15 protein-coding genes are annotated in these 18,448 nt (G+C 73.6%); 2 read left to right on the top strand and 13 right to left on the bottom strand.

Going from position 1 to position 18,448, the window contains the following annotated elements; all coding sequences use genetic code 11:
- Positions 1–1,319 (bottom strand): SWIM zinc finger family protein (locus AW273_RS35330; RefSeq protein WP_062358052.1); only part of this gene is annotated, 1,319 nt, incomplete at its 3' end.
- 42 nt (positions 1,320–1,361) lie between these two features.
- Between AW273_RS35330 and AW273_RS35325 the strand changes: the two genes are divergently transcribed.
- The gene (locus AW273_RS35325) at positions 1,362–2,099 is read left to right on the top strand and encodes an AAA family ATPase (RefSeq protein ID WP_062358044.1); all 738 of its coding nucleotides are present in this window, start codon (positions 1,362–1,364) and stop codon (positions 2,097–2,099) included.
- Positions 2,100–2,142: 43 nt separating this feature from the next.
- Here AW273_RS35325 and AW273_RS35320 read toward each other — a convergent pair whose 3' ends face one another.
- The 4 genes from AW273_RS35320 to AW273_RS35310 all read right to left on the bottom strand — a co-directional run bounded on the left by AW273_RS35320 (position 2,143) and on the right by AW273_RS35310 (position 8,836).
- Positions 2,143–5,226 carry a hypothetical protein gene (locus tag AW273_RS35320; RefSeq protein WP_062358042.1) on the bottom strand — a complete coding sequence of 1,028 codons (3,084 nt, stop codon included), beginning with the start codon at positions 5,224–5,226 and terminating at the stop codon, positions 2,143–2,145.
- A gap of 174 nt (positions 5,227–5,400) precedes the next feature.
- Entirely contained in the window at positions 5,401–7,119 is a 1,719-nt protein-coding gene (locus tag AW273_RS35315; protein WP_062358050.1) for an acetyl/propionyl/methylcrotonyl-CoA carboxylase subunit alpha, read from the bottom strand.
- Between the two features lie 8 nt (positions 7,120–7,127).
- A complete protein-coding gene (locus tag AW273_RS36820; protein WP_083950301.1) occupies positions 7,128–7,301 on the bottom strand; it encodes an acyl-CoA carboxylase epsilon subunit in 174 nt (57 codons plus the stop codon).
- Entirely contained in the window at positions 7,298–8,836 is a 1,539-nt protein-coding gene (locus AW273_RS35310) for an acyl-CoA carboxylase subunit beta (protein ID WP_062358040.1), read from the bottom strand. The genes AW273_RS36820 and AW273_RS35310 overlap by 4 nt, the downstream gene beginning before the upstream one ends.
- 89 nt (positions 8,837–8,925) lie before the next feature.
- Between AW273_RS35310 and AW273_RS35305 the strand changes: the two genes are divergently transcribed.
- Entirely contained in the window at positions 8,926–9,600 is a 675-nt protein-coding gene (locus tag AW273_RS35305; protein WP_062358038.1) for a TetR family transcriptional regulator, read from the top strand.
- On the opposite strand, the gene AW273_RS35300 is transcribed toward AW273_RS35305, so the two are convergent.
- From AW273_RS35300 to AW273_RS35265, 8 genes are all read right to left on the bottom strand, one after another.
- Positions 9,578–10,426, bottom strand: a complete 849-nt coding sequence (locus AW273_RS35300) for an HpcH/HpaI aldolase/citrate lyase family protein (RefSeq protein WP_062358035.1) — start codon at positions 10,424–10,426, stop codon at positions 9,578–9,580. The two genes, AW273_RS35305 and AW273_RS35300, sit on opposite strands and share 23 nt — an antisense overlap.
- Positions 10,423–11,889, bottom strand: a complete 1,467-nt coding sequence (locus AW273_RS35295) for a dihydroorotase (RefSeq protein WP_062358033.1) — start codon at positions 11,887–11,889, stop codon at positions 10,423–10,425. The genes AW273_RS35300 and AW273_RS35295 overlap by 4 nt, the downstream gene beginning before the upstream one ends.
- Positions 11,876–13,312, bottom strand: coding sequence for an MmgE/PrpD family protein (locus AW273_RS35290; protein WP_062358031.1), 1,437 nt, complete (start codon positions 13,310–13,312; stop codon positions 11,876–11,878). Before AW273_RS35290 ends, AW273_RS35295 begins: the two co-directional genes overlap by 14 nt.
- A complete protein-coding gene (locus AW273_RS35285; protein ID WP_062358028.1) occupies positions 13,305–14,162 on the bottom strand; it encodes a cyclase family protein in 858 nt (285 codons plus the stop codon). The genes AW273_RS35290 and AW273_RS35285 overlap by 8 nt, the downstream gene beginning before the upstream one ends.
- On the bottom strand, positions 14,159–15,352 hold the full coding sequence (locus tag AW273_RS35280; protein WP_062358048.1) for a CaiB/BaiF CoA transferase family protein: 1,194 nt from the start codon (positions 15,350–15,352) through the stop codon (positions 14,159–14,161). Before AW273_RS35280 ends, AW273_RS35285 begins: the two co-directional genes overlap by 4 nt.
- A gap of 68 nt (positions 15,353–15,420) precedes the next feature.
- Complete coding sequence (locus AW273_RS35275; RefSeq protein WP_062358026.1) at positions 15,421–16,944, bottom strand: FAD-dependent oxidoreductase; 1,524 nt, start codon at positions 16,942–16,944, stop codon at positions 15,421–15,423.
- Positions 16,941–18,092: an MFS transporter gene (locus AW273_RS35270; RefSeq protein WP_062358024.1), complete on the bottom strand. Its 1,152-nt coding sequence runs from the start codon at positions 18,090–18,092 to the stop codon at positions 16,941–16,943. The genes AW273_RS35275 and AW273_RS35270 overlap by 4 nt, the downstream gene beginning before the upstream one ends.
- Positions 18,089–18,442, bottom strand: coding sequence for a RedY/HapK family protein (locus AW273_RS35265; protein ID WP_062358022.1), 354 nt, complete (start codon positions 18,440–18,442; stop codon positions 18,089–18,091). The genes AW273_RS35270 and AW273_RS35265 overlap by 4 nt, the downstream gene beginning before the upstream one ends.
- Positions 18,443–18,448: the final 6 nt, after the last annotated feature.

Genomic DNA, 18,448 nt, shown 5'->3' with positions numbered 1-18,448 from the left:
GAGACCTCCACGGCGGCGCGGGCGACGATGCGGGCGGCGAGCACGTGTTTGCACGGCCCCCGGGAGCCGCGATGGTCCCACCACCACTCGCAGGTGCACGACCCGTCGGTCAGCGAGACCCGCCGGGCCCCGCCCGAGGTGGTGACGGTGGCCAGCTCGCCTTCGAGCCGGACTGCGCCCGCCTCGACCAGCTTGCGCGCCTTGGCCAGCCGGGGGTTGAGCAGGAGCACGTTGTCCTTGTCGTAGGGCAGTTCGCGGTGGAAGTGGGCGGCCTCGGCCAGGTCGTAGCCGACCCGGCCGGCGACGCCGAGCTGGGTCAGCGCGGCCCGCACCCGGTCGGCGGGGATGCCCGCGCGGTCGGCCAGCAGGCCGATCTCGACCTCGGGCTCGAAGTTGAGCAGCATGCCCACCACGTCGGCGTCGTTCTCGGCCTCGTCGGTGGCCAGGTCGTCGAGGACCGCGCCCTCACCGGAGAAGCCGCGCCAGTGTTCCGGGGACAGCACGAGCGTGTAGCGCATTCCGGGCAGCTCCAGCTCCCAGGCGCTGGAGGCGGCGTCGGCGGGACCGTACACACGAAGGGTCTTCGCGAAGCGCAGGAGCGGCAGGATCGTGCCGAGCCGGTTGGGACCGGCGAGCCGCACCGAGCCCGGGACCTGACGGTCGGAGACCTTCAGGTCACGCCCCGACTGTGTCACCCACGACGTGCCCTTCTTCGGCAGCCCGCGCAGGAACCGCACCGCCGCCATGCCCGCCAGCTCGCCGCGCTGGTCCATCCCCGAGGCGATGACCTGCACCTCGGCGAACCCGCGCAACCAGCGCTCGGGCAGCGGCACCTTCTTCTCCACCACCGCGCCGTCCATCGTCGTCACGACCAGTTCGTCGAGCCCGACCCCCAGGTGCAGCGGGTCACGCGCGCCGACGCGCGCCAGCGCCTCGCGCAGCGGCGCGTTCACGTCGACGTTGGTGGTCCCCCGGTCGAACACCTCGCCGTCGAGCGCGCCACCCAGCAGGTCGAGGCGGGCGTACACGCCGCCGCAGGCCGAGAACGACTCGAACCGCAACCGGTCTCCGTTGCACGTCACCACCGGGTCGCGCACCCAGCTCCGCGCCTGCGGCTGGTGGTAGCGCGCCAGCGCCACATCGGCCACCCCGAGCAGCGCCGCCGCGGCGGGCGCCGCCTGGGTCACCACGCCGCTGAAGAACCGGGGCGCCACGGCCGGGCCGGTCAGAGCCCGGCCGCCGGAGGTCGCGAATCCGAGGCGACCGTCGACAAGAGAGGAGGGCGCGGCGTACGTGTACGCCTGCGTCGCAGAAGTCATGGCCCGGACAATAGATCTTGCCACCGACAAACGAGAGACTCCATGCTGATCACCCGATTGAGCGCCCGGCGACTTCCCGACTCCTGGTGCGCCACCTTGCCCGTGGTGCGCCACCTCGCCGACCGAGGCCTGCCGCTGACCGCCCCTGTCACGTTCTTCGTCGGCGAGAACGGGTCGGGCAAGTCCACGATCATGGAGGCGATCGCGGACGTGAGCGGGATCAACTCCGAAGGCGGCAAGGCCGGCACGAAATACGCCAGCACCGGCCCCGCCACGCCTCTCGGCGAGGTCCTCGACGCCGACCTCACCGTCACCGGCGGACGCCTCCTCCACGGCCCCCGCCTGAAACGGCGCGCGTTCTTCTTCCGCGCCGAAACGCTCTTCAACCTCGCCCGCGGCGTAGTCACCTTTGAGGGAAAGGGCTTCTGGGCGGACGACCTCACCACGCAGTCCCACGGCGAGGGCTTCTTCACCGTCCTCGACCACATGGTCGACGGCCCGGGGCTCTATCTGATGGACGAACCCGAGGCCGCCCTCTCGTTCCGCTCCTGCCTGCGGCTGGCGGGGCTGATGCACCGGGTGGCGGGCGAGGGCGGTCAGATCATCTGCGCCACCCACTCACCGATCCTGACCAGCCTGCCCGGCGCCGAGATCGTCGAACTCGGCGACCACGGGGCGCGGATCAGCGAGTGGGCGAAGCTGCCCTTGGTCGACGACTGGCGCCGCTTCCTCGCCCGGCCGGACCTCTACATGCGCCACATCGTCGATCAGGAGACCTGACCAGGGTTACCCCCAGGTGTACGCCCAGGCCCTTCCTGGGGGCTCAGGTGAGCTGGGCGTGCAGGCGCCTGCATTCGTGGATGAAGCGGGTGTTGCGGCGGCTCTTCGCGAACTCGGCGATCACCGGGATCTCCTCCCGCGCGCCAGTCCACCGGGCCACGTCGGCCGCGAAGGCGACGAGGTCGGCGTGGCTGACGGTGACCCGCCGCCCTTCGCGGGGCAGCAGTTCGGGCAGCATGGCGCGCAGCATGCGCCACACCTCATGGTGCCCGCCCTGCTCGGCCAGATCGGTGAGCGCCGCTATCGCGGGGCGGATCTCCAGCCAGGACGTGCGGCGGATCGCCAGGGCCATCTGCCGTCCGACCGACTCGGCGGGCAGCTCTCCCTTCGCGGCCAGCCGCAGCACCATCGGGATCACGTCGTCCTGGGCGCCGTCCGCCAGCAGCACGGCGAGGATCACGGCGGTGGCCTCGCCCAGCGGCCCGTCGGCCATGACCAGCCCCGGCAGTTCGGCGACCTGCGTCCAGCGCTGCCACCGGCCGCGCAGCACTTGGGGCAGGAGGTGGACCGACACGACCTCACGGTGGGCGGGCATCATCGCCGACCAGGCCCCGGCCGAGTCCACGGCGGAGGCGCTGTCACGCGGCCGGCCCAGCAACATCTCGTCGATCAGCGGGTGGCCGGTCGGCCGTGCTTTGAGCACGGGAACGAGGCGCGCCGTGGTGAAGTCGGCCGGCTCGTCGTCGCCGAGCTCGACCCACCGCCCGCGGCGGCGGTGGGCCCAGGTGAAGCCGGTATCCGGGTCGGGGAGGCCGCCCTCGGCCAGCCATCGCGCGGCCGAGCGCGCGGCGTCGGAATCGATCGCCTTGGCGCGGGTGGCGGCGGCTGGGCAGCCGCCCCTGGGCAGCCGCATCAGGGCCTGGGCCAGGTCGGCGGGGAGCGGTTCCACTCCGGCGGCGGCGCAGGTCTCCAACCGGGTGACGAGGACGTCGGGGTCGAGACGGCCGTCGAGCCAGGTGGGCGTGGCCAGCAGGACGGGGGGCAGCGCGTCGTCCCGGAGCGCGGTCAGCAGCTCAAGATGGCGGTGGATGAGGAATTCGTGCGGCGGCGGCACGGCCCCGGGGTAGGGCATGCGGTGGCGGCGGCGCCAGTCTTCGAACGGGGACAGCGGTTCGGGCTGCAGGACCCGGCGGTGGCCCAGCGTGTGGAAGATCGTCACGGCGACGCACGGCTCGTCGGGGCCCGGCGGCGGCACCGGTTGTGACCGCCGCATGGCATCGGCCCGGTCGGGGTCCACGCCGAACCGCAGGAGCTTGGCGGCGATGTGGTCGAGGTCGTCCAGGACGTGTCTCCCGGTTCCCACCACGACTTCGCCGTCGACGACGGGCAGTGGCCGCCCGTTCTCGGTGGCCACGGCCTCGGCCGGGCCCTCGTCGGTGGTCCAGGTGATGACGACGGTCCGGGGGGTCACCTCGTCGGCGTAGACGTAGTCGGGCCGCTGGACCGAGCGCTTCGCGACGGGCATGGTCTCCTCGGGCCCCGGCTCGCCCCGGGTGACCTGGCGTAACACATGGGAGGACGTGCACTGGACCCAGACGGTCCGGGGTTCGCGCGCCGGGAGGTCGGGCAGGCCGCCCGGGCCCGGGTCGACCAGCTCGTGGGCCAGCGCGAACCGCCACTCGTCGAGGTCGGTGCGCGTCTCGATGGACCGCCACCAGGACGGCGCCTGCTCCAGCCACGGCCTCACCTCGCGCCGTACCTTCGCCCGGTCGTCGGCGATCCCCGCCACGAACGCCGCCAGCCAGCGCTCCCTGCCGACCCAGCGCACGTCGTCGTCGGGAGTCAGCGACGGCTCGGGAAAACGTCCCACCTCGGGCACCACGGGCAGCGGCGGGAACTTCTTCCGATCCGCCGGATCCTCCGCCGGGGTCTCCCCGCCGAACCGCGCGGCCGGCTTCGCGCCCAGTTCGGCGCCCAGGTGGGGCAGCGCGTCGAGGATCGCCCCGCTGTGGGCGGCGAACGCCCCGGCGTGCTTCAGGGTCAGTTCGGCGGCGCGGTTGCGCACGTCGAACGAACGGTGCGCGTAGGCGGTCGTCAGTGCGGGCAGCAGGTCACCGGCGGTCTCCGGGGCCGACTTGACCGACTGGTCGAGCCAGCGCAGGCCGGTCGCGGCCAGCTTCGCCTCGGCCCGGAAGGTCAGCGCCTCGACCGCCTCCACCAAGTCGGCATGGTCGAGCGGCATCGCCTGCCGCACCTGCCCGGCGGCCAGTTCGGCGACCGTGCCGGGGGCCGACGGCAGCAGCCGCAGATAGTCGCGCAACCGGGCGGCCGACTCCTCCGCCGTGGGGTCGAGCAGGGTGTGCAGCCGGACGAAGAACCGCAGGTCCTGGACGTCGCCGCCGCGCAGGAACCGGCTGACGCAACCGTCGAGCGCCCGGTCTCTCGGCAGGTCGCGGGCGGCGGCGGCGAGCCAGCGGGTCGGCTTCGGGTCGAGCCGTTCGTCGCGGAGGGCCCGGCCCGCGCCGTCGGCGTCGAAGACGCGCGGCAGCAGCAGCGGGGTCAGCGGGTCGCCGGCCACGCTCGGCGCGGTCAGCCAGGCGGCCACCAGCGGGTCGTGGTCGGGCGGAGTCGCGCCCGTGTCGCGGAGCAATGCCACGGCCAGCGGGGCGATGCGGTCGGTGGGACGGCGGACGCGCCGGGCCAGCCGGTCGGCCAGGTCGAGCCGCCACTTCCCGGGCCGGGCGGCCGCCACCCGCACGACCGCCGCGACGTCGAGGTCGCCGGCCCAGCGGCGGTTCACGTCACGGCTGGTCAACCACGTCACGGTGGCCGCCGGGCCGCCGATGCAGCCGACGCCGGCCAGCGCCAGCGCCCCGGCCCGATCGTCGAGCAGGCCGTCGACCTCCCACGAGGCCGGTTCCGCCGCGGACTCTCCGGAACCGGCGGTCCGGGCCCGCTCGGCGACGCGTCGGCGGATCTCCTTCACCAGGCCGGGCAGCCGTGCAGCGATCTCGCCGCGCTCCGCCTCGCCGAGCGAGACCAGCCGATCGGCCAGTGTGGTCACCTGGTTGCGGACGACCAGGTCGGTGATCTCCGCCCAGAGGGTCGTGGGGGTGCCTGAAATCATGATCGGGACAATAGATCTCGGCGCCGACGAACGTCGCCGATCAGCCTGGCGGCGTCGGTGATGACCGTGCCGGGCGGGACGCCGAGGTCCACGATGTAGCGCGCGAGGATCGGCAGGTCGGCGAGGTCGTACAGCGAGGCCGGGGTGATGCCGTCGTCGGTCGTCTGGCGGCGGTCATGCGGTGATCTCGCAGATGACGGCCCCGGCGGTGACCGTGTCGCCCGCCTGGCAGGACAGGCCGGACACGGTGCCCGCCTTGTGGGCGGTGAGCGGCTGCTCCATCTTCATCGCCTCCAGGACGACGATCGGGTCGCCCGCCGCCACCTGGTCCCCGTCGGCGGCCATGACCTTGACGATGGTGCCCTGCATGGGGCTGACCAGGGAGTCGCCGCCGGCCGCGGCCTTGGCGGCTCCCCCGCCGCGGCGGCGCGGCGGCGACGGGGTGGCCGGTCGTCTCGCCGACCCGGCGGGGAGCACGACCTCCAGCCGCTTGCCCGCCACCTCGACGGTGATCCGCTCCCGCTCGGCGGGCTCGGCGGCGGGGGCCGCCGGGCCCTCGTGCGGGGGGATCGTGTTGCGGAACTCGGTCTCGATCCAGCGGGTGTGGACGGTGAAGGGCTCGGCGGTGAAGGCGGGATCGGTCACCACCGCGCGGTGGAAGGGCAACACGGTCGGCATGCCGCCGATCTCGAACTCGGCCAGGGCACGCCGGGCGCGTTCGAGCGCCTGGACGCGGGTGGCGCCGGTGACGATCAGCTTGGCCACGAGGGAGTCGTAGGAGCCCGGGACGGTCTCGCCCTGTTCGTAACCGGAGTCCAGCCGGACGCCGGGGCCGGAGGGGGCGCGCCAGTGGGCGATGGTGCCGGGGGCGGGCAGGAAACCGCGTCCGGGGTCCTCGGCGTTGACGCGGAACTCGATCGAGTGGCCGCGCGGGGCGGGGTCGTCGTAGCCGAGCTCCTCCCCCGCCGCGACGCGGAACATCTCGCGGACCAGGTCGATGCCGGTGACCTCCTCGGTGACCGGGTGCTCGACCTGGAGGCGGGTGTTGACCTCCAGGAACGAGACGGTGCCGTCCTGGCCGACGAGGAACTCGCACGTTCCCGCGCCGACGTAGCCCGCCTCGCGGAGGATCGCCTTGGAGCTGTCGCGGAGCAGTCGTTCCTGGCCGGGGGTGAGGAAGGGCGCGGGGGCCTCCTCGACGAGCTTCTGGTGGCGGCGCTGGAGCGAGCAGTCGCGGGTGGAGACCACGACGACGTTGCCGTGCGCGTCGGCCAGGCACTGCGTCTCGACGTGGCGCGGCTTGTCGAGGTAACGCTCGACGAAGCACTCGCCCCGGCCGAACGCGGTCACCGCCTCGCGGACCGCCGATTCGTACAGGTCGGGGATCTCCTCCATCGTGCGGGCCACCTTCAGGCCGCGACCGCCGCCGCCGTAGGCGGCCTTGATGGCGATCGGCAGGCCGTGCTCGGCCGCGAAGGCGGTCACCTCGGCGACGCCCGAGACGGGGTCGGAGGTGCCGGCGACCAGCGGTGCGCCGACCTTCTGGGCGATGTGCCGGGCCTGGACCTTGTCGCCGAGCGCGGTGATCGCGGCGGGCGGCGGGCCGATCCAGGTCAGGCCCGCGTCGATGACGGCCTGGGCGAAGGCGGCGTTCTCGGCGAGGAAGCCGTAACCGGGGTGGACGGCGTCGGCGCCCGACCGCGCGGCGACTTCGATGATCGTCGCGATCGACAGGTAACCGTCGATGGCGTAGGCCTCGTCGGCGGTGCGGGTGTGCAGGGCGTCGCGGTCGGGGTCGGCGTACACCGCGACGCTGGCGAGGCCGGCGTCCTTGCAGGCTCGGATCACGCGCACGGCGATCTCGCCGCGGTTGGCGACCAGCACCGTGCGGATGGGGGTGCTCACAGACGTCCTCCAAGGGTTCCCCGCAGGGCGGATCGGCGCGCGGCCTCGCGCCAGGCGGACCGGGCGGGCGGTGGGGTGGGGGTGGGCGTGGACGTCGCGAGCAGCGCGACCGTCAGCGCGGCCAGTTCTTCGGGCGTGGGGTCGCCCTTCGTCACGCGCAGGCCGTTCACAGCGGGATGTTCCCGTGCTTCCTGGGCGGCGGGGTCTCCCGTTTGCCGCGCAGCACGCGCAGCGCCCGGACCACCTCGCGCCGGGTCTGGCGTGGCGCGATGACCGCGTCGACGTAGCCGCGTTCGGCGGCCAGGTAGGGCGTGGCGAGGGTGTCCTCGTACTCGCGCACCAGCTCGGCCCGCAGGGTGCCGGGGTCGTCGGCGGCGGCCAGCGTCCGGCGGTGCAGGATGTTGACCGCGCCCTGGGCGCCCATGACCGCGATCTGCGCGGTGGGCCAGGCCAGGTTGATGTCGGCGCCGAGGTGCTTGGAGCCCATGACGTCGTAGGCGCCGCCGTAGGCCTTGCGGGTGATCACGGTGACCAGGGGGACGGTGGCCTCGGCGTAGGCGTACAGGAGCTTGGCGCCGCGCCGGATGATGCCGTTCCACTCCTGGTCGGTGCCGGGCAGGAAGCCGGGCACGTCCACCAGGGTCAGCACGGGGACGCCGAAGGCGTCGCAGGTGCGCACGAAGCGGGCGGCCTTCTCCGAGGCGTCGATGTCGAGCGTGCCGGCCAGCGACATCGGCTGGTTGGCCACGACGCCGACCGACCGGCCCTCCACACGTCCGAAGCCGACGACGATGTTGGGCGCGAACAGCGCCTGCACCTCCAGGAACTCGCCGTCGTCGAGCAGCGCGGCGATGACCTCCCGCATGTCGTAGGGCTGGTTGGGAGAGTCGGGGATCAGCGCGTCGAGCGCGGGGTCGTCGTCGGTGCGCGTCTCCGTGTCGAACACGGGCGGGTCGTCGAGGTTGTTGGAGGGCAGGTACGACAGCAGCGCGCGCACGTAGTCGAGCGCGTCGTCCTCGTCGGCCGCCAGGTGGTGGGCGTTGCCGCTGCGGGTGTTGTGCACCCGCGCGCCGCCGAGCTCCTCGAACGTGACGTCCTCGCCGGTGACCGTCTTGATGACGTCGGGGCCGGTGATGAACATGTGGGACGCCTCGTCGACCATGACGGTGAAGTCGGTCAGGGCCGGGGAATAGACGTGACCGCCCGCGCACGCGCCCATGATCAGCGAGATCTGCGGGACCACGCCCGAGGCGCGCACGTTGCGGCGGAAGATCTCCCCGTACAGGCCCAGCGAGACCACGCCCTCCTGGATGCGCGCGCCCGCGCCCTCGTTGATGCCGACGAGAGGGGCGCCGATCTTCACGGCCAGGTCCATGACCTTGCAGATCTTCTCGCCGTAGACCTGGCCGAGGCTGCCGCCGAGCACGGAGAAGTCCTGGGAGAAGACGCACACCGGGCGGCCGTCGACGGTGCCGTGGCCGGTGACCACGCCGTCGCCGGGGATCCGGTGTTCTCCCCTGCCCGTGGCCAGGGCGTCGAGTTCGGTGAACGACCCGGGGTCGAGCAGCCGCTCAATGCGCTCGCGGGCGGTGAGCTTCCCCTTGGCGTGCTGTTTGGCGGAGGCCCGCTTCTCGGCGGCGAGGACGGCCTCGTCCATGCGCTCCTCGAAACGGGTGAGGTGGCCCGCGGTACCGCGCGGCTCCATTGATCACCAACCTAAGATGATACCGAGTTTCATCAGAACGATACTCAGTCCTTTTTTTGCGCACAACGCGGGTCCGGGAGAATGACCGAATGGCCACGCCCTCCATCAGTCACCGCCTCGCCGAAGCGGCGGTGGCGCTGTTCGACGAGAACGGCTACGACGAGACCACCGTCGACGACATCGCGGCCCGCGCGGGCGTGAGCCGCAGCACGTTCTTCCGCTACTACCGGTCCAAGGACGACGCGGTCTTCCCCGACCACGACACCCTGCTCGCCGCGGTGGACGCGCGCCTGCGCGCCTCCACCGCGGGCACCGCGATCGCCGCGGTGACCGATGCGGTCCGCATCGTGCTCACCCACTACGTGGAGGACGCCGACGTGTCGCTGCGGCGTTATCGCCTGGTCGGGCGGGTCCCGGCGCTGCGCGCCCGGGAGATCGCCAGCGTCGCCCGCTACCAGCGGCTGTTCCGCGAGTTCATCGGCACCTGGATGGCCGGAACGCCCGACGCCGACCTGCGCGCCGAGCTCATGTCCGCCTCGGTCGTCGCGGCGCACAACCAGGTGCTGCGCGGGTGGCTGCGCGCGGGAGGCGCCCACGACCCCTTCGGGCCGCTCGACCACGCGCTCCGCTACGTGATCGCCACCTTCCAGTACGCGGAGCAGCCGAAGGATCAGATCGTCGTCGCCGCGTTCCCGAGTTCGGCCTCACCCCAGGCGGTCATGGAGGCCGTCCGGCTTCATCTCACGGGCGGGGAGCGGCGTTAGCGGCGCGGGCGAGCACCTCGTGGGCGCTCCGCACGACCGCCGGGTCGATGAACCGGCCCCGCGCGTCGAGCGTGACGCCTTCGGCCAGGCGGCGGACCAGGTCGCCCGCCTCCTCGGTCTCCTCTGCCGACGGGGTGAACACCTCGTTGATGACGGGACTCTGGCGGGGCGACAGGGCGGTGCGGGCCCGGAAGCCCTGCCGGAGCAGGGTCCGGGTGCCCGACTCCAGCAGCTCCAGGTCGCGCACGGCCGTCTCGACCGGGCCGACCGGCGGCAGGATCCCGGCCACCGCCGAGGCGACCACGATCCGCGACCGGATGGGCCACAACTCCTCACGGGCGGGGCCGGGGCGCAGTCCCAGTTCACCCGCCAGATCGGCCTCGCCGACGCCGAGCCGGGTCACCCTGGGCGCGGCGGCGACGCGTTCGGCCTGGGCGACCCCGACGGCCGACTCGATGAGCGCGAGCACGGCGAACGTGCCCGACCGCAGCCCATGAGCCTCCTCGGCCCTGGTCAGGAGGAGGTCGGCCAGGGCCAGGAGCGGCGGTTCGGCCTTCGGCACCACGATGCCGGCCAGGCCGGGCACCGCGACCGCCGCCACGTCGGCTTCGGGGGTGTCCGCGTTGATCCGCGCCCAGACCTCGACGCCCGCCGGGCCGGACAGCGCCGGGATCGCGGCCGCCGCGTTCTCACGCGCGGCGGCCTTGCGGTCCGGGGGGACGGAGTCCTCCAGGTCGAGGATCAGCGCGTCCGCGCCGCTCCCCGGGGCCTTGGCGACCTTGTCGTCCTGGTCGGCCGGGACGTAGAGGTAGCTGCGGGGGCTCATGCGCCGGTCGGCCGGGCGAGGTAGCGGCCCTGCGGGGAGCCGGTGACCTTGCCGTCGGCGAGCACCTGGTGGCCGCGCAGGAACGTGTCGGTGATCCGGGCGGTCAGCTCGAAGCCCTCGAACGGGGTGTACTCCTGCGTCGACTCCGAGTCGGCCGCGCGCACCGTCCAGGTGGTGTCGGGGTCGACGAGGCAGAAGTCGGCGTCGAGCCCCTCGGCGATGGCGCCCTTGGTGCGCAGGCCGAAGCGGCGGGCCGGGTTCCAGGACAGCAGACGGGCGATCTCGCCGTAGCCGAGGCCGCGCTTGGAACCCTCGGTGATCAGGCCGGGCAGCAGGTACTCGGCTCCGCCGAAGCCCGACTTGGCCACGAAGACGTCCTCACGGGGGTCGCCGAACTTCTGCTCGTCGCGGCAGCAGGCGTGGTCGCTGACGACCCAGTCGACCTTGCCGTCGAGCACGTGGCCCCACAGCGCCTCGACGTCCTCGCGGGGGCGCAGCGGCGGGTTGACCTTGCCGCCGATGCCGCTCGCGGTCGTGATGTCGGCCAGCAGGTGGCCGATGGTGACCTCGCGCCGGAAGTCGATGTGCGGGAAGGCGGCGGCCATGCGCAGCGCGGCCTCCATCGCCTTGGCCGACGACAGGTGCAGCAGGTTGATCGTCGGCAGGCCGGTCTCGTGGGCCAGGTAGGAGGCGATGGTGACGGCCAGGCCCTCGGAGTGGGGCGGCCGGGAGGCGCTGTAGGCGGCCAGCCCGGTCAGCGTGCCCTCCTCCTCGACCATCTTCGTGTACGCGGTCATGATCTCGGCGGTCTCACAGTGGAGCGAGAGCGAGATCTCGTCGGCGAGGTCGGGGAACCGCTCCCGGGCCGCCTGGATGCCGCGCATGACGAACTCGAAGTGGGCGACGTCGTAGCGCTCGTCCTCGGGGATCATCAGGAAGGAGTTCTGGTCGGCCGAACGGCCGTGGAGGCCGTGGCTGCCGTAGAACATGAACACCTTGAACGAGGTGACGCCGTGGTCGCCGACCAGCGACGGGATCTCCTCGATGTGGCGGCGCATCATCGGGGCCAGGTGGAAGGCGTAGTCGACGTAGGCCCGGCCGTCCGAGAGGGCGAGCACCTCGGGGAAGACCTCGGCGTACTCGCCGCCCTTGTTGAGGTAGTACTGCCCGGTCCGCATGTACGTCAGGGCGGAGGTCACGCCGCCCTGCGCGCAGGCGCGGCTCTCGGTCTCGGTGTCCACCGACAGCGGGTTGTAGATGCCCCAGTGCTGGTGGGCGTCCACGACGCCGGGGAAGGCGAGGCGGCCGCCGCCGTCGACGACGGTCCGGCCCTCGGCGGGGTCGATGTCGGACGCGACGAGGGCGATCCGCCCGTCGCGCACCGCGATGTCGGCGGCCACCGGCTCCGCCTGGTCGTGGTGGACGACCCGGACGTTCCTGACGATCAGATCAAACGAGGTCACGGGAGACTCCTTCGAGATGGGTGAGCGGGCGCAGCACGTCGGCGACGCCGGGCAGCCGGTCGAGCGTGAGCACCAGGTCGCGGACGGTCCGCGCGGCCTCGTCAGGAAGGCGGCCGGCCACGTTCTCGCGGAACTTGCGCGACAACTCGTCGTCGGAGAGCGGCCGGGCCGGGCCGCCCCGGTTGGCCAGCACCTCCTCGGTCCACTCGCGGCCGTCGTCGGTGCGCACCCGGACCACGGCCGGGAACTGGTGGGGGTAGATCGCGTCACAGCGGTCGTCGGGCACGACGTCGACCTTCGCCATCAGGGCCCGCCGCTCGGGGTCGCGGGCCAGGTCGTCGGAGAAGTCGTCGAGGCCGACGCCCAGGCCGGAGCCGCCGACGAGCCCGGCGACCACGGCGTAGGGGCCGCTGAACTGGGCCTGGTAGCCGGTGTCCGGGGCGCGTTTGGCGCTGATCGGCTGGCCGATCGTGCGGATCACCGCCCGGGGCACCCGCAGTTCGACGTGCTCGATCCGGTCGAGCGGCAGTCCTCGGGCGCGCAGCGCCAGCCCGGCGTCGATGGCGGTGTGGGTGAAGTGGTTGGCCGGATAGGGCTTGAAGAAGATGCCCGGCACCGACCAGGTCTCGCCCAGACCGTCGAGCACCTGCGACAGGTCGGTCTTCTCGTCGCGGATGAACGCCTCGAAGAAGCCGAACCTGCCCTCCAGCACGGTCGGCGGGCCGGTGAACCCGCGGGCGACCAGCGCCGCCGCCGTGACGGCGGAGTGGGCGGCCCACCCGCAGTGGAGCCGTTTGACGGTGCCGCCGGTGCGGTTGGCCTCGATGATGCCCGAAGCGAAGGAGGCGGCGACGCCCAGCGCGTTGCGCACCCCGTCTTCACCCAGGCCCATGAGCAGGGCCGCCGCCGCCGCGCCGCCCATGGTGCCGCAGATAGAGGTGGCGTGCTGGCCGTGCTCGAAGAAGACGGAGTTGCCGAGTTCGGTGTCGTATCCGGCCATGCCGAGGCGGACGGCGATCTCCAGCCCGGCCGCGACGGCCGCGACGGTGTGCGCGCCCGACGCCCCGGACGCCTGCGCGGCGGCCAGCGCGGCCGGGATCACCGCGGCGCTCGGGTGGAGCACCGACGGCAGGTGGGTGTCGTCGTAGTCGAGCGAGTGCGCCAGCACCCCGTTGGCGAACGCCGCCTGCGCCGCGGGCAGCGCAGTCGCGACCCCGACGGCGTAGGCCTCGGGACGGCCGCCCTGGTCGGCGGCGTAGGCGGTGGCGGCGAGGCTGGTCGGCAGCCGGTAGGCGGCCACGCACAGGCCCAGTACGTCGAGCACCCGCTGCCGCACGCTCGCGGTCACCTCGGCCGGCAGGGGCTCGGTCAGCGTGGCGGCGGCGAAGCGGGCCAGTTCGGCCGCGAGGACGGGCTCAGCCACGGCCGACCACCGCCAGCGGGCGGACCGGCGAGCCGGTGGCCCCGAAGATGGCCAGCGGGGCGAGCACGAAGGTGAACTCGTACACCTGGGCGGCCGACAGGCCCTCCAGGTCGAGGGTCTCGATGATGTAGACGCCCCGTTCGACCAGCAGCACCCGATGGGCCGGGAGCACGCTGTGGCCGCTGCCCGGCCTGAGGCACTCGAAGGCGATCGTGTCGGCGCCGGCGGCGTGGGCGCCCTGCGCGGCCAGCCAGGTCGCGCCCGCCTCGCCGACCCCGGGAACGCCCGAGTCGCGGCCGATGTAGACGTCCCGGTCGGGGTGGCCGAAGTGGCGGCCCCAGCCGCTGCGCACCAGAACCACGTCGCCGGGCGTGATCGGGGTGCCCTGCTTGGCGGCGGTCGTCTCCAGGTCTCCGGAGGTGATCTCGTATCCGGCCGGGCAACCTTCGGGGCTGCCGAGGGCGGCGGGCACGTCGAGGAGCACGCCGCGCCGCACCATCGGGGCGATCGTGTGGGCGCCGAGTTCGGCGAACCGGCCGCCCGATCCGGCCGCGAGGGCGTCGGAGCCGTCGACGAGGCGGCCGTCCTGGGAGACGTGGGCGAAGGCGTCGATGTGGGTGCCCACGTGGGTGCCCATGGTGATGATGTCGTTGGCCGCCGAACCGCCGTCGGCGCGGACCATGTCACCGTGGCGGCGCGGCAGCGCGTGCCAGAAGGGCGGGTGGTTGGGGGACTGCGGCATGCCGATGGTCAGCTGACGGCCCAGGTCGTGGATGCGCACGCCGTCTCGGACGGCCTGCAGCAGCGGGTCGGCGCTCACGTCGCCTCGCCCTCCGTTTCGGATGGTCATGCGATCACTCCGCGCTCGCGCAGCCCGGCCGCCTCGGCGGCGTCGAGCCCGAGTTCGCGCAGGATCGTGTCGGTGTCGGCGCCGTGGGGCCGACCGGTGAAGCGGATGCGGCCGGGGGCGCCGGGCATCCGCCACATCACGTTGTGCATCAGCACCGAGCCCAGGTCGTCGTCGGGCACCCGGGTGAGCATGCCGGTGGCGGTCACGTGGGGGTCCTCGGTGAGGTCGCGGGCGTCGTAGACGGGCGCGACGGCCGCGCCGACGCGCTCGAACCCGGCGATGACCTCGTCACGGGTGCGTTCGGCGATCCAGGCGCCGACGTGGCCGTCGAGCAGGTCGGCGTGCGCGGCGCGCTCGCGGCCGGACGCGAACCACGGCTCGTCGAGCACCTCGGGGTGGCCGACCAGCGTCATCACCCGCTCGGCGATGGTCTGGGCGCTGGTGGAGACGGCGACCCAGCGGCCGTCCTTGCAGCGGTAGGTGTTGCGCGGGGAGTTGTTGCCCGACCGGTTGCCCTGGCGCCGGCCGACGACGCCGAGCTGGTCGTAGACGGTGGCGTGCGGGCCGACGGCGGTCATGATCGGTTCGAGCAGGTTCATGTCGACGACCTGGCCCCGGCCGGTCCGCTCACGGGCCCACAGCGCCATCATGACCGCCGAGCTGGCCGCGATGCCGCAGATGCTGTCGGCCAGGCCGAACGCCGGGAGGGTCGGCGGGCCGTCGGCCTCGCCGGTGAGGTGGGCGAAGCCGCTCATCGCCTCGGCGAGGGTGCCGAAGCCGGGCCGGGCCGAGTAGGGGCCCTCCTGGCCGAAGCCGGTGATCCGGACGATCACCAGGTCGGGGTTGACCTCGTGGAGCCGCTCGGGGCCGACGCCCCAGCGTTCGAGCGTGCCGGGGCGGAAGTTCTCCACGACGACGTCTGCCGTCTCGGCCATTTTCAGGAACAGTCGTGCGCCCTCCGGAACGGAGAGACTCAGGCCGATCGTGCGCTTGTTACGCCCGATCTCCTTCCACCACAGCGGCACGCCGTCCTTGGAGGGTCCGTGGCCGCGCATTCCGTCGCCGGCGGTCGGGTGCTCGACCTTTACGACCTCGGCACCTTGGTCTCCGAGGATCTGGCAGCACAGTGGTCCGGCGAGGATGGTCGACACGTCGATTACCCGGAGACCCGTCAGAGGCCCATCTTCCACCGTCACTCCTTGTTCCGCTATAGCGAACGCCGGTCCGCTCAGAGAGTACGTCAGGGCAGATTGCACGGTCAACGCCGCCCCCCTCCCCCGAGCGCGGTCCCGATCGCATAGGCCCTGGCCACGGCGGCGGCCAGCGACGCGCCGCCGCCCGGGTAGTGGTCGCCGAAGACGCTCGCGCTGACGTTCCCGGCGGCGAACAGGCCCTCGACGGGCTCGCCGCCTCGGGTCAGGACGCGGCCCTCGTCGTCGGTGACGACGCCGCCGGAGGTGCCGAGCGTGCCGGGCACCACCGGCAGCGCCGTGAACGGCCCCTCGGTCAGCGGGCCCAGGCCGGAGGGGGCGCGCCCGAAGCGCCGGTCGACCCCGCGCCCGGCGTCGGCGTTGAACTCCGCGACCGTCTCGGCCAGCGCGTCGGCGTCGACGCCGCACGCCTCCGCCAGCGCGCGCAGGGTCGGGCGGGTGACCGCCCAGGAAGGTGTGCTCCCCGGTGGGACGCCCGCGACCGGGAACCGGGCGCGGTGCGCGGCGTCGTACACGAACCAGGCCGCGCGGCCGGTGAGCGTCTTCGTCAGCTCGTGGTAGTCGTGCCCCTCGTCGGCGAAGCGGCGGCCCCTGGCGTCGACGACGATCGAGCCGGGCCGGGTCAGCTCCGCGCCCGCGAGGCGGCCGGTGGGCCGTCCGTCGTAGCGGGCCGACGGGTCGCGGAAGACCGGCACCCCCCACGAGGCGGTCATGTCGGCCACCGCCGCCCCGGCGCGCAGCGCCATGAACAGGCCGTCGCCCTCGTTGCCCGGCGCGCCGATCGGCAGCAGCGGCGCGGGCAGGAACGCCCGCTGGAGCGCGGGATCGCCCTCGAACCCGCCCCCGGCCAGCACGACCGCGCCGGCCCTGAGGCGGCCCAGCCCCTCGAAGGCGACCTCCCAGCCGGGCCCGGCGCGCTCCAGGGTCACCGCGCGGGCGCCGAGCAGGAACTCCACGCCCCGGACGTGCGCCGAGACGGCCAGCGACCCGGCCAGCGCGCCGCCCATGGTCCGCACGCCCCGGCGGCGCCGGTCGGCGTCGATGGCGGGCAGGTCGGCGCCGGGGTCCTGCTCCCGTTCGGCCATCGTGACCCAGGGCAGATAGGTGGGCGGCCGGAGCAGCGGTTCCAGCCCGGGGTGGGCGCGCACGTCGAACGGCCGGTTGTCCAGCGCCCGGCCCCGGCCCGCCGCGCCCGGCAACCCGGCCCGGTAGTCGGGGCGGTCGAGCACGAACAGGTCGGCCCGGGTCTGGTCGCAGAGGTAGCGCACGGCCGCGGCGATCGCCCCGACGAACGCGGCCAGCCGGGGGCGCGGCACGCTCGCCCGGGTGACCGCGACGAGATGGCGCACGGCCTCCGCCGCGCCGTCGGCGTCGGCCAGGTGGTTGCCGGGCGCCCACAGGACGCCGCCCGACACGGCGGTGGTGCCGCCGAGCACGCCGGCCCGTTCGGCGACCACGACGTGGTGTCCCGCGTCGGCGGCCCGGCAGGCGGCGGTCAGCCCGGCCGCGCCGCTGCCGACGACGAGCACGTCGCACGACCCCGGCGGCCGGTCGAGAGTGGTGAAGTTCATCCGGCGACCTTCCAAACGGCCCGGTTGGCGAGGACGAGCAGGGCGGCCAGCCCGCAGAACGCCGCGGCCAGCAACCATCCGGCGGCGTAGGAGTGGTATTGGGCCGCCGCACCCACGGCCAGCGGCCCGAGGATGCCCCCGGCCGCGCCGCCCGACTGCAACACGCCGGTCGCCGCGCCCGGCATGGCGGCGTAGGTCTCGGCGACGGTGAGCGCGACCAGACCGGTCCAGCCCCAGCCCGCGCCGCAGGCGACCAGGGCGCCGAGCAGGAACAGCGCCCGCTCCCCCGGCACGAACAGCAGGAACCCGGCCGACCCGAGGGCCATCATCACGGCCACGGTGAGGCGGCCGTACCGGCTCCGGCCCAGGGCGAGCCGCACGGCGATCACGACCGCGCTGGTGAGTGCCAGCGCGAGACCGGCGACCGACGGCGAGAGGCCGAGCGTGACGCCGTACTCCACGAAGAAGCTGCTCATGGCGGTCGCGGCGGCCGAGCCGAGGAGGAACGCGCCGGTCACCAGCAGCAGCGGGACCAGCGGGGTCAGCCGCAACCGGTCCCGCCGCCCGGCCGGGGCCGTCTCGGGACCCGCCGCCACGTCGGGCACCCGCGACAGCAGCAGGGCCGCGACCGCCACCCCGCCCACGAGGAACACCAGCCGCCAGTGCATGACGGCGGCCAGCAGCGGCAGGGCCAGCCCGGCGACCAGCGTGGAGGCCGGGATCGAGGAGCGTTCGAGGCCGAACGCCATCGGCCGCCGCGCCGCCCGCACGTGGGCGACGATCAGCACGGTGCCGATCGGCGCGCCGACCGCCGAGCCGATCCCGCCCACGGCCAGCGCGGCCAGCAGCCCCGGCCACGTCCCGCCGAACAGGGCCACCCCGGCCAGGCACGCGCCGGTCAGCACCGCCGACAGCCGCAGCGCCCGGCGCGCGCCCATCCGGTCGGCGATCCGGCCGCCCGGCGACATGGCGACCGCGCCGACGGCGTAGAAGAGGCTGACGGTCAGCCCGAGCCCGGCGCTGTCCAGCCCGATGTCCTCCCGGATCGCCACGCCCAGGGTGCCCACCAGGTAGGCGGGATACATGTAGGTCATGCCGAGCAGCACGGCCAGCGCGACCGCACGGCGTGACGCCGGGGAGGCGTTCACCCCCCGATTTCGTCCGCGTAGGTGATGTTGACGTTCGTGCGCCAGCCGGTGGACTCGTCGGCGCCCCACCTGGCCCGCCAGCGGGCGGCGTGGTCGAGGATGACCGGGTCGCCGAAGTGGAGTCTGCCGTCCGCGTGGAAGGCGTCGAGGTCGTCGACGAACATCAGGTCGAAGTGGCGGAACCACTCCTCGCCGCGGACGTTCTCCCTGACCACGAAGTTGGCGTAGTCCTGGATGCCGGGGTTCTGGCGGAACGCCGGGTAGTCGACGGAGCGGGTGAAGTCGGCGTATTCGGCCAGGTCGGAGCCGGGCCGGATGTTGTAGGTGAGCAGCACCAGTTTGCGCGCCATGGGGGC

Source organism: Herbidospora yilanensis (assembly GCF_001570565.1).
GTDB lineage: Bacteria > Actinomycetota > Actinomycetes > Streptosporangiales > Streptosporangiaceae > Herbidospora > Herbidospora yilanensis.
This window is presented reverse-complemented; position numbering and strand designations above follow the sequence as displayed.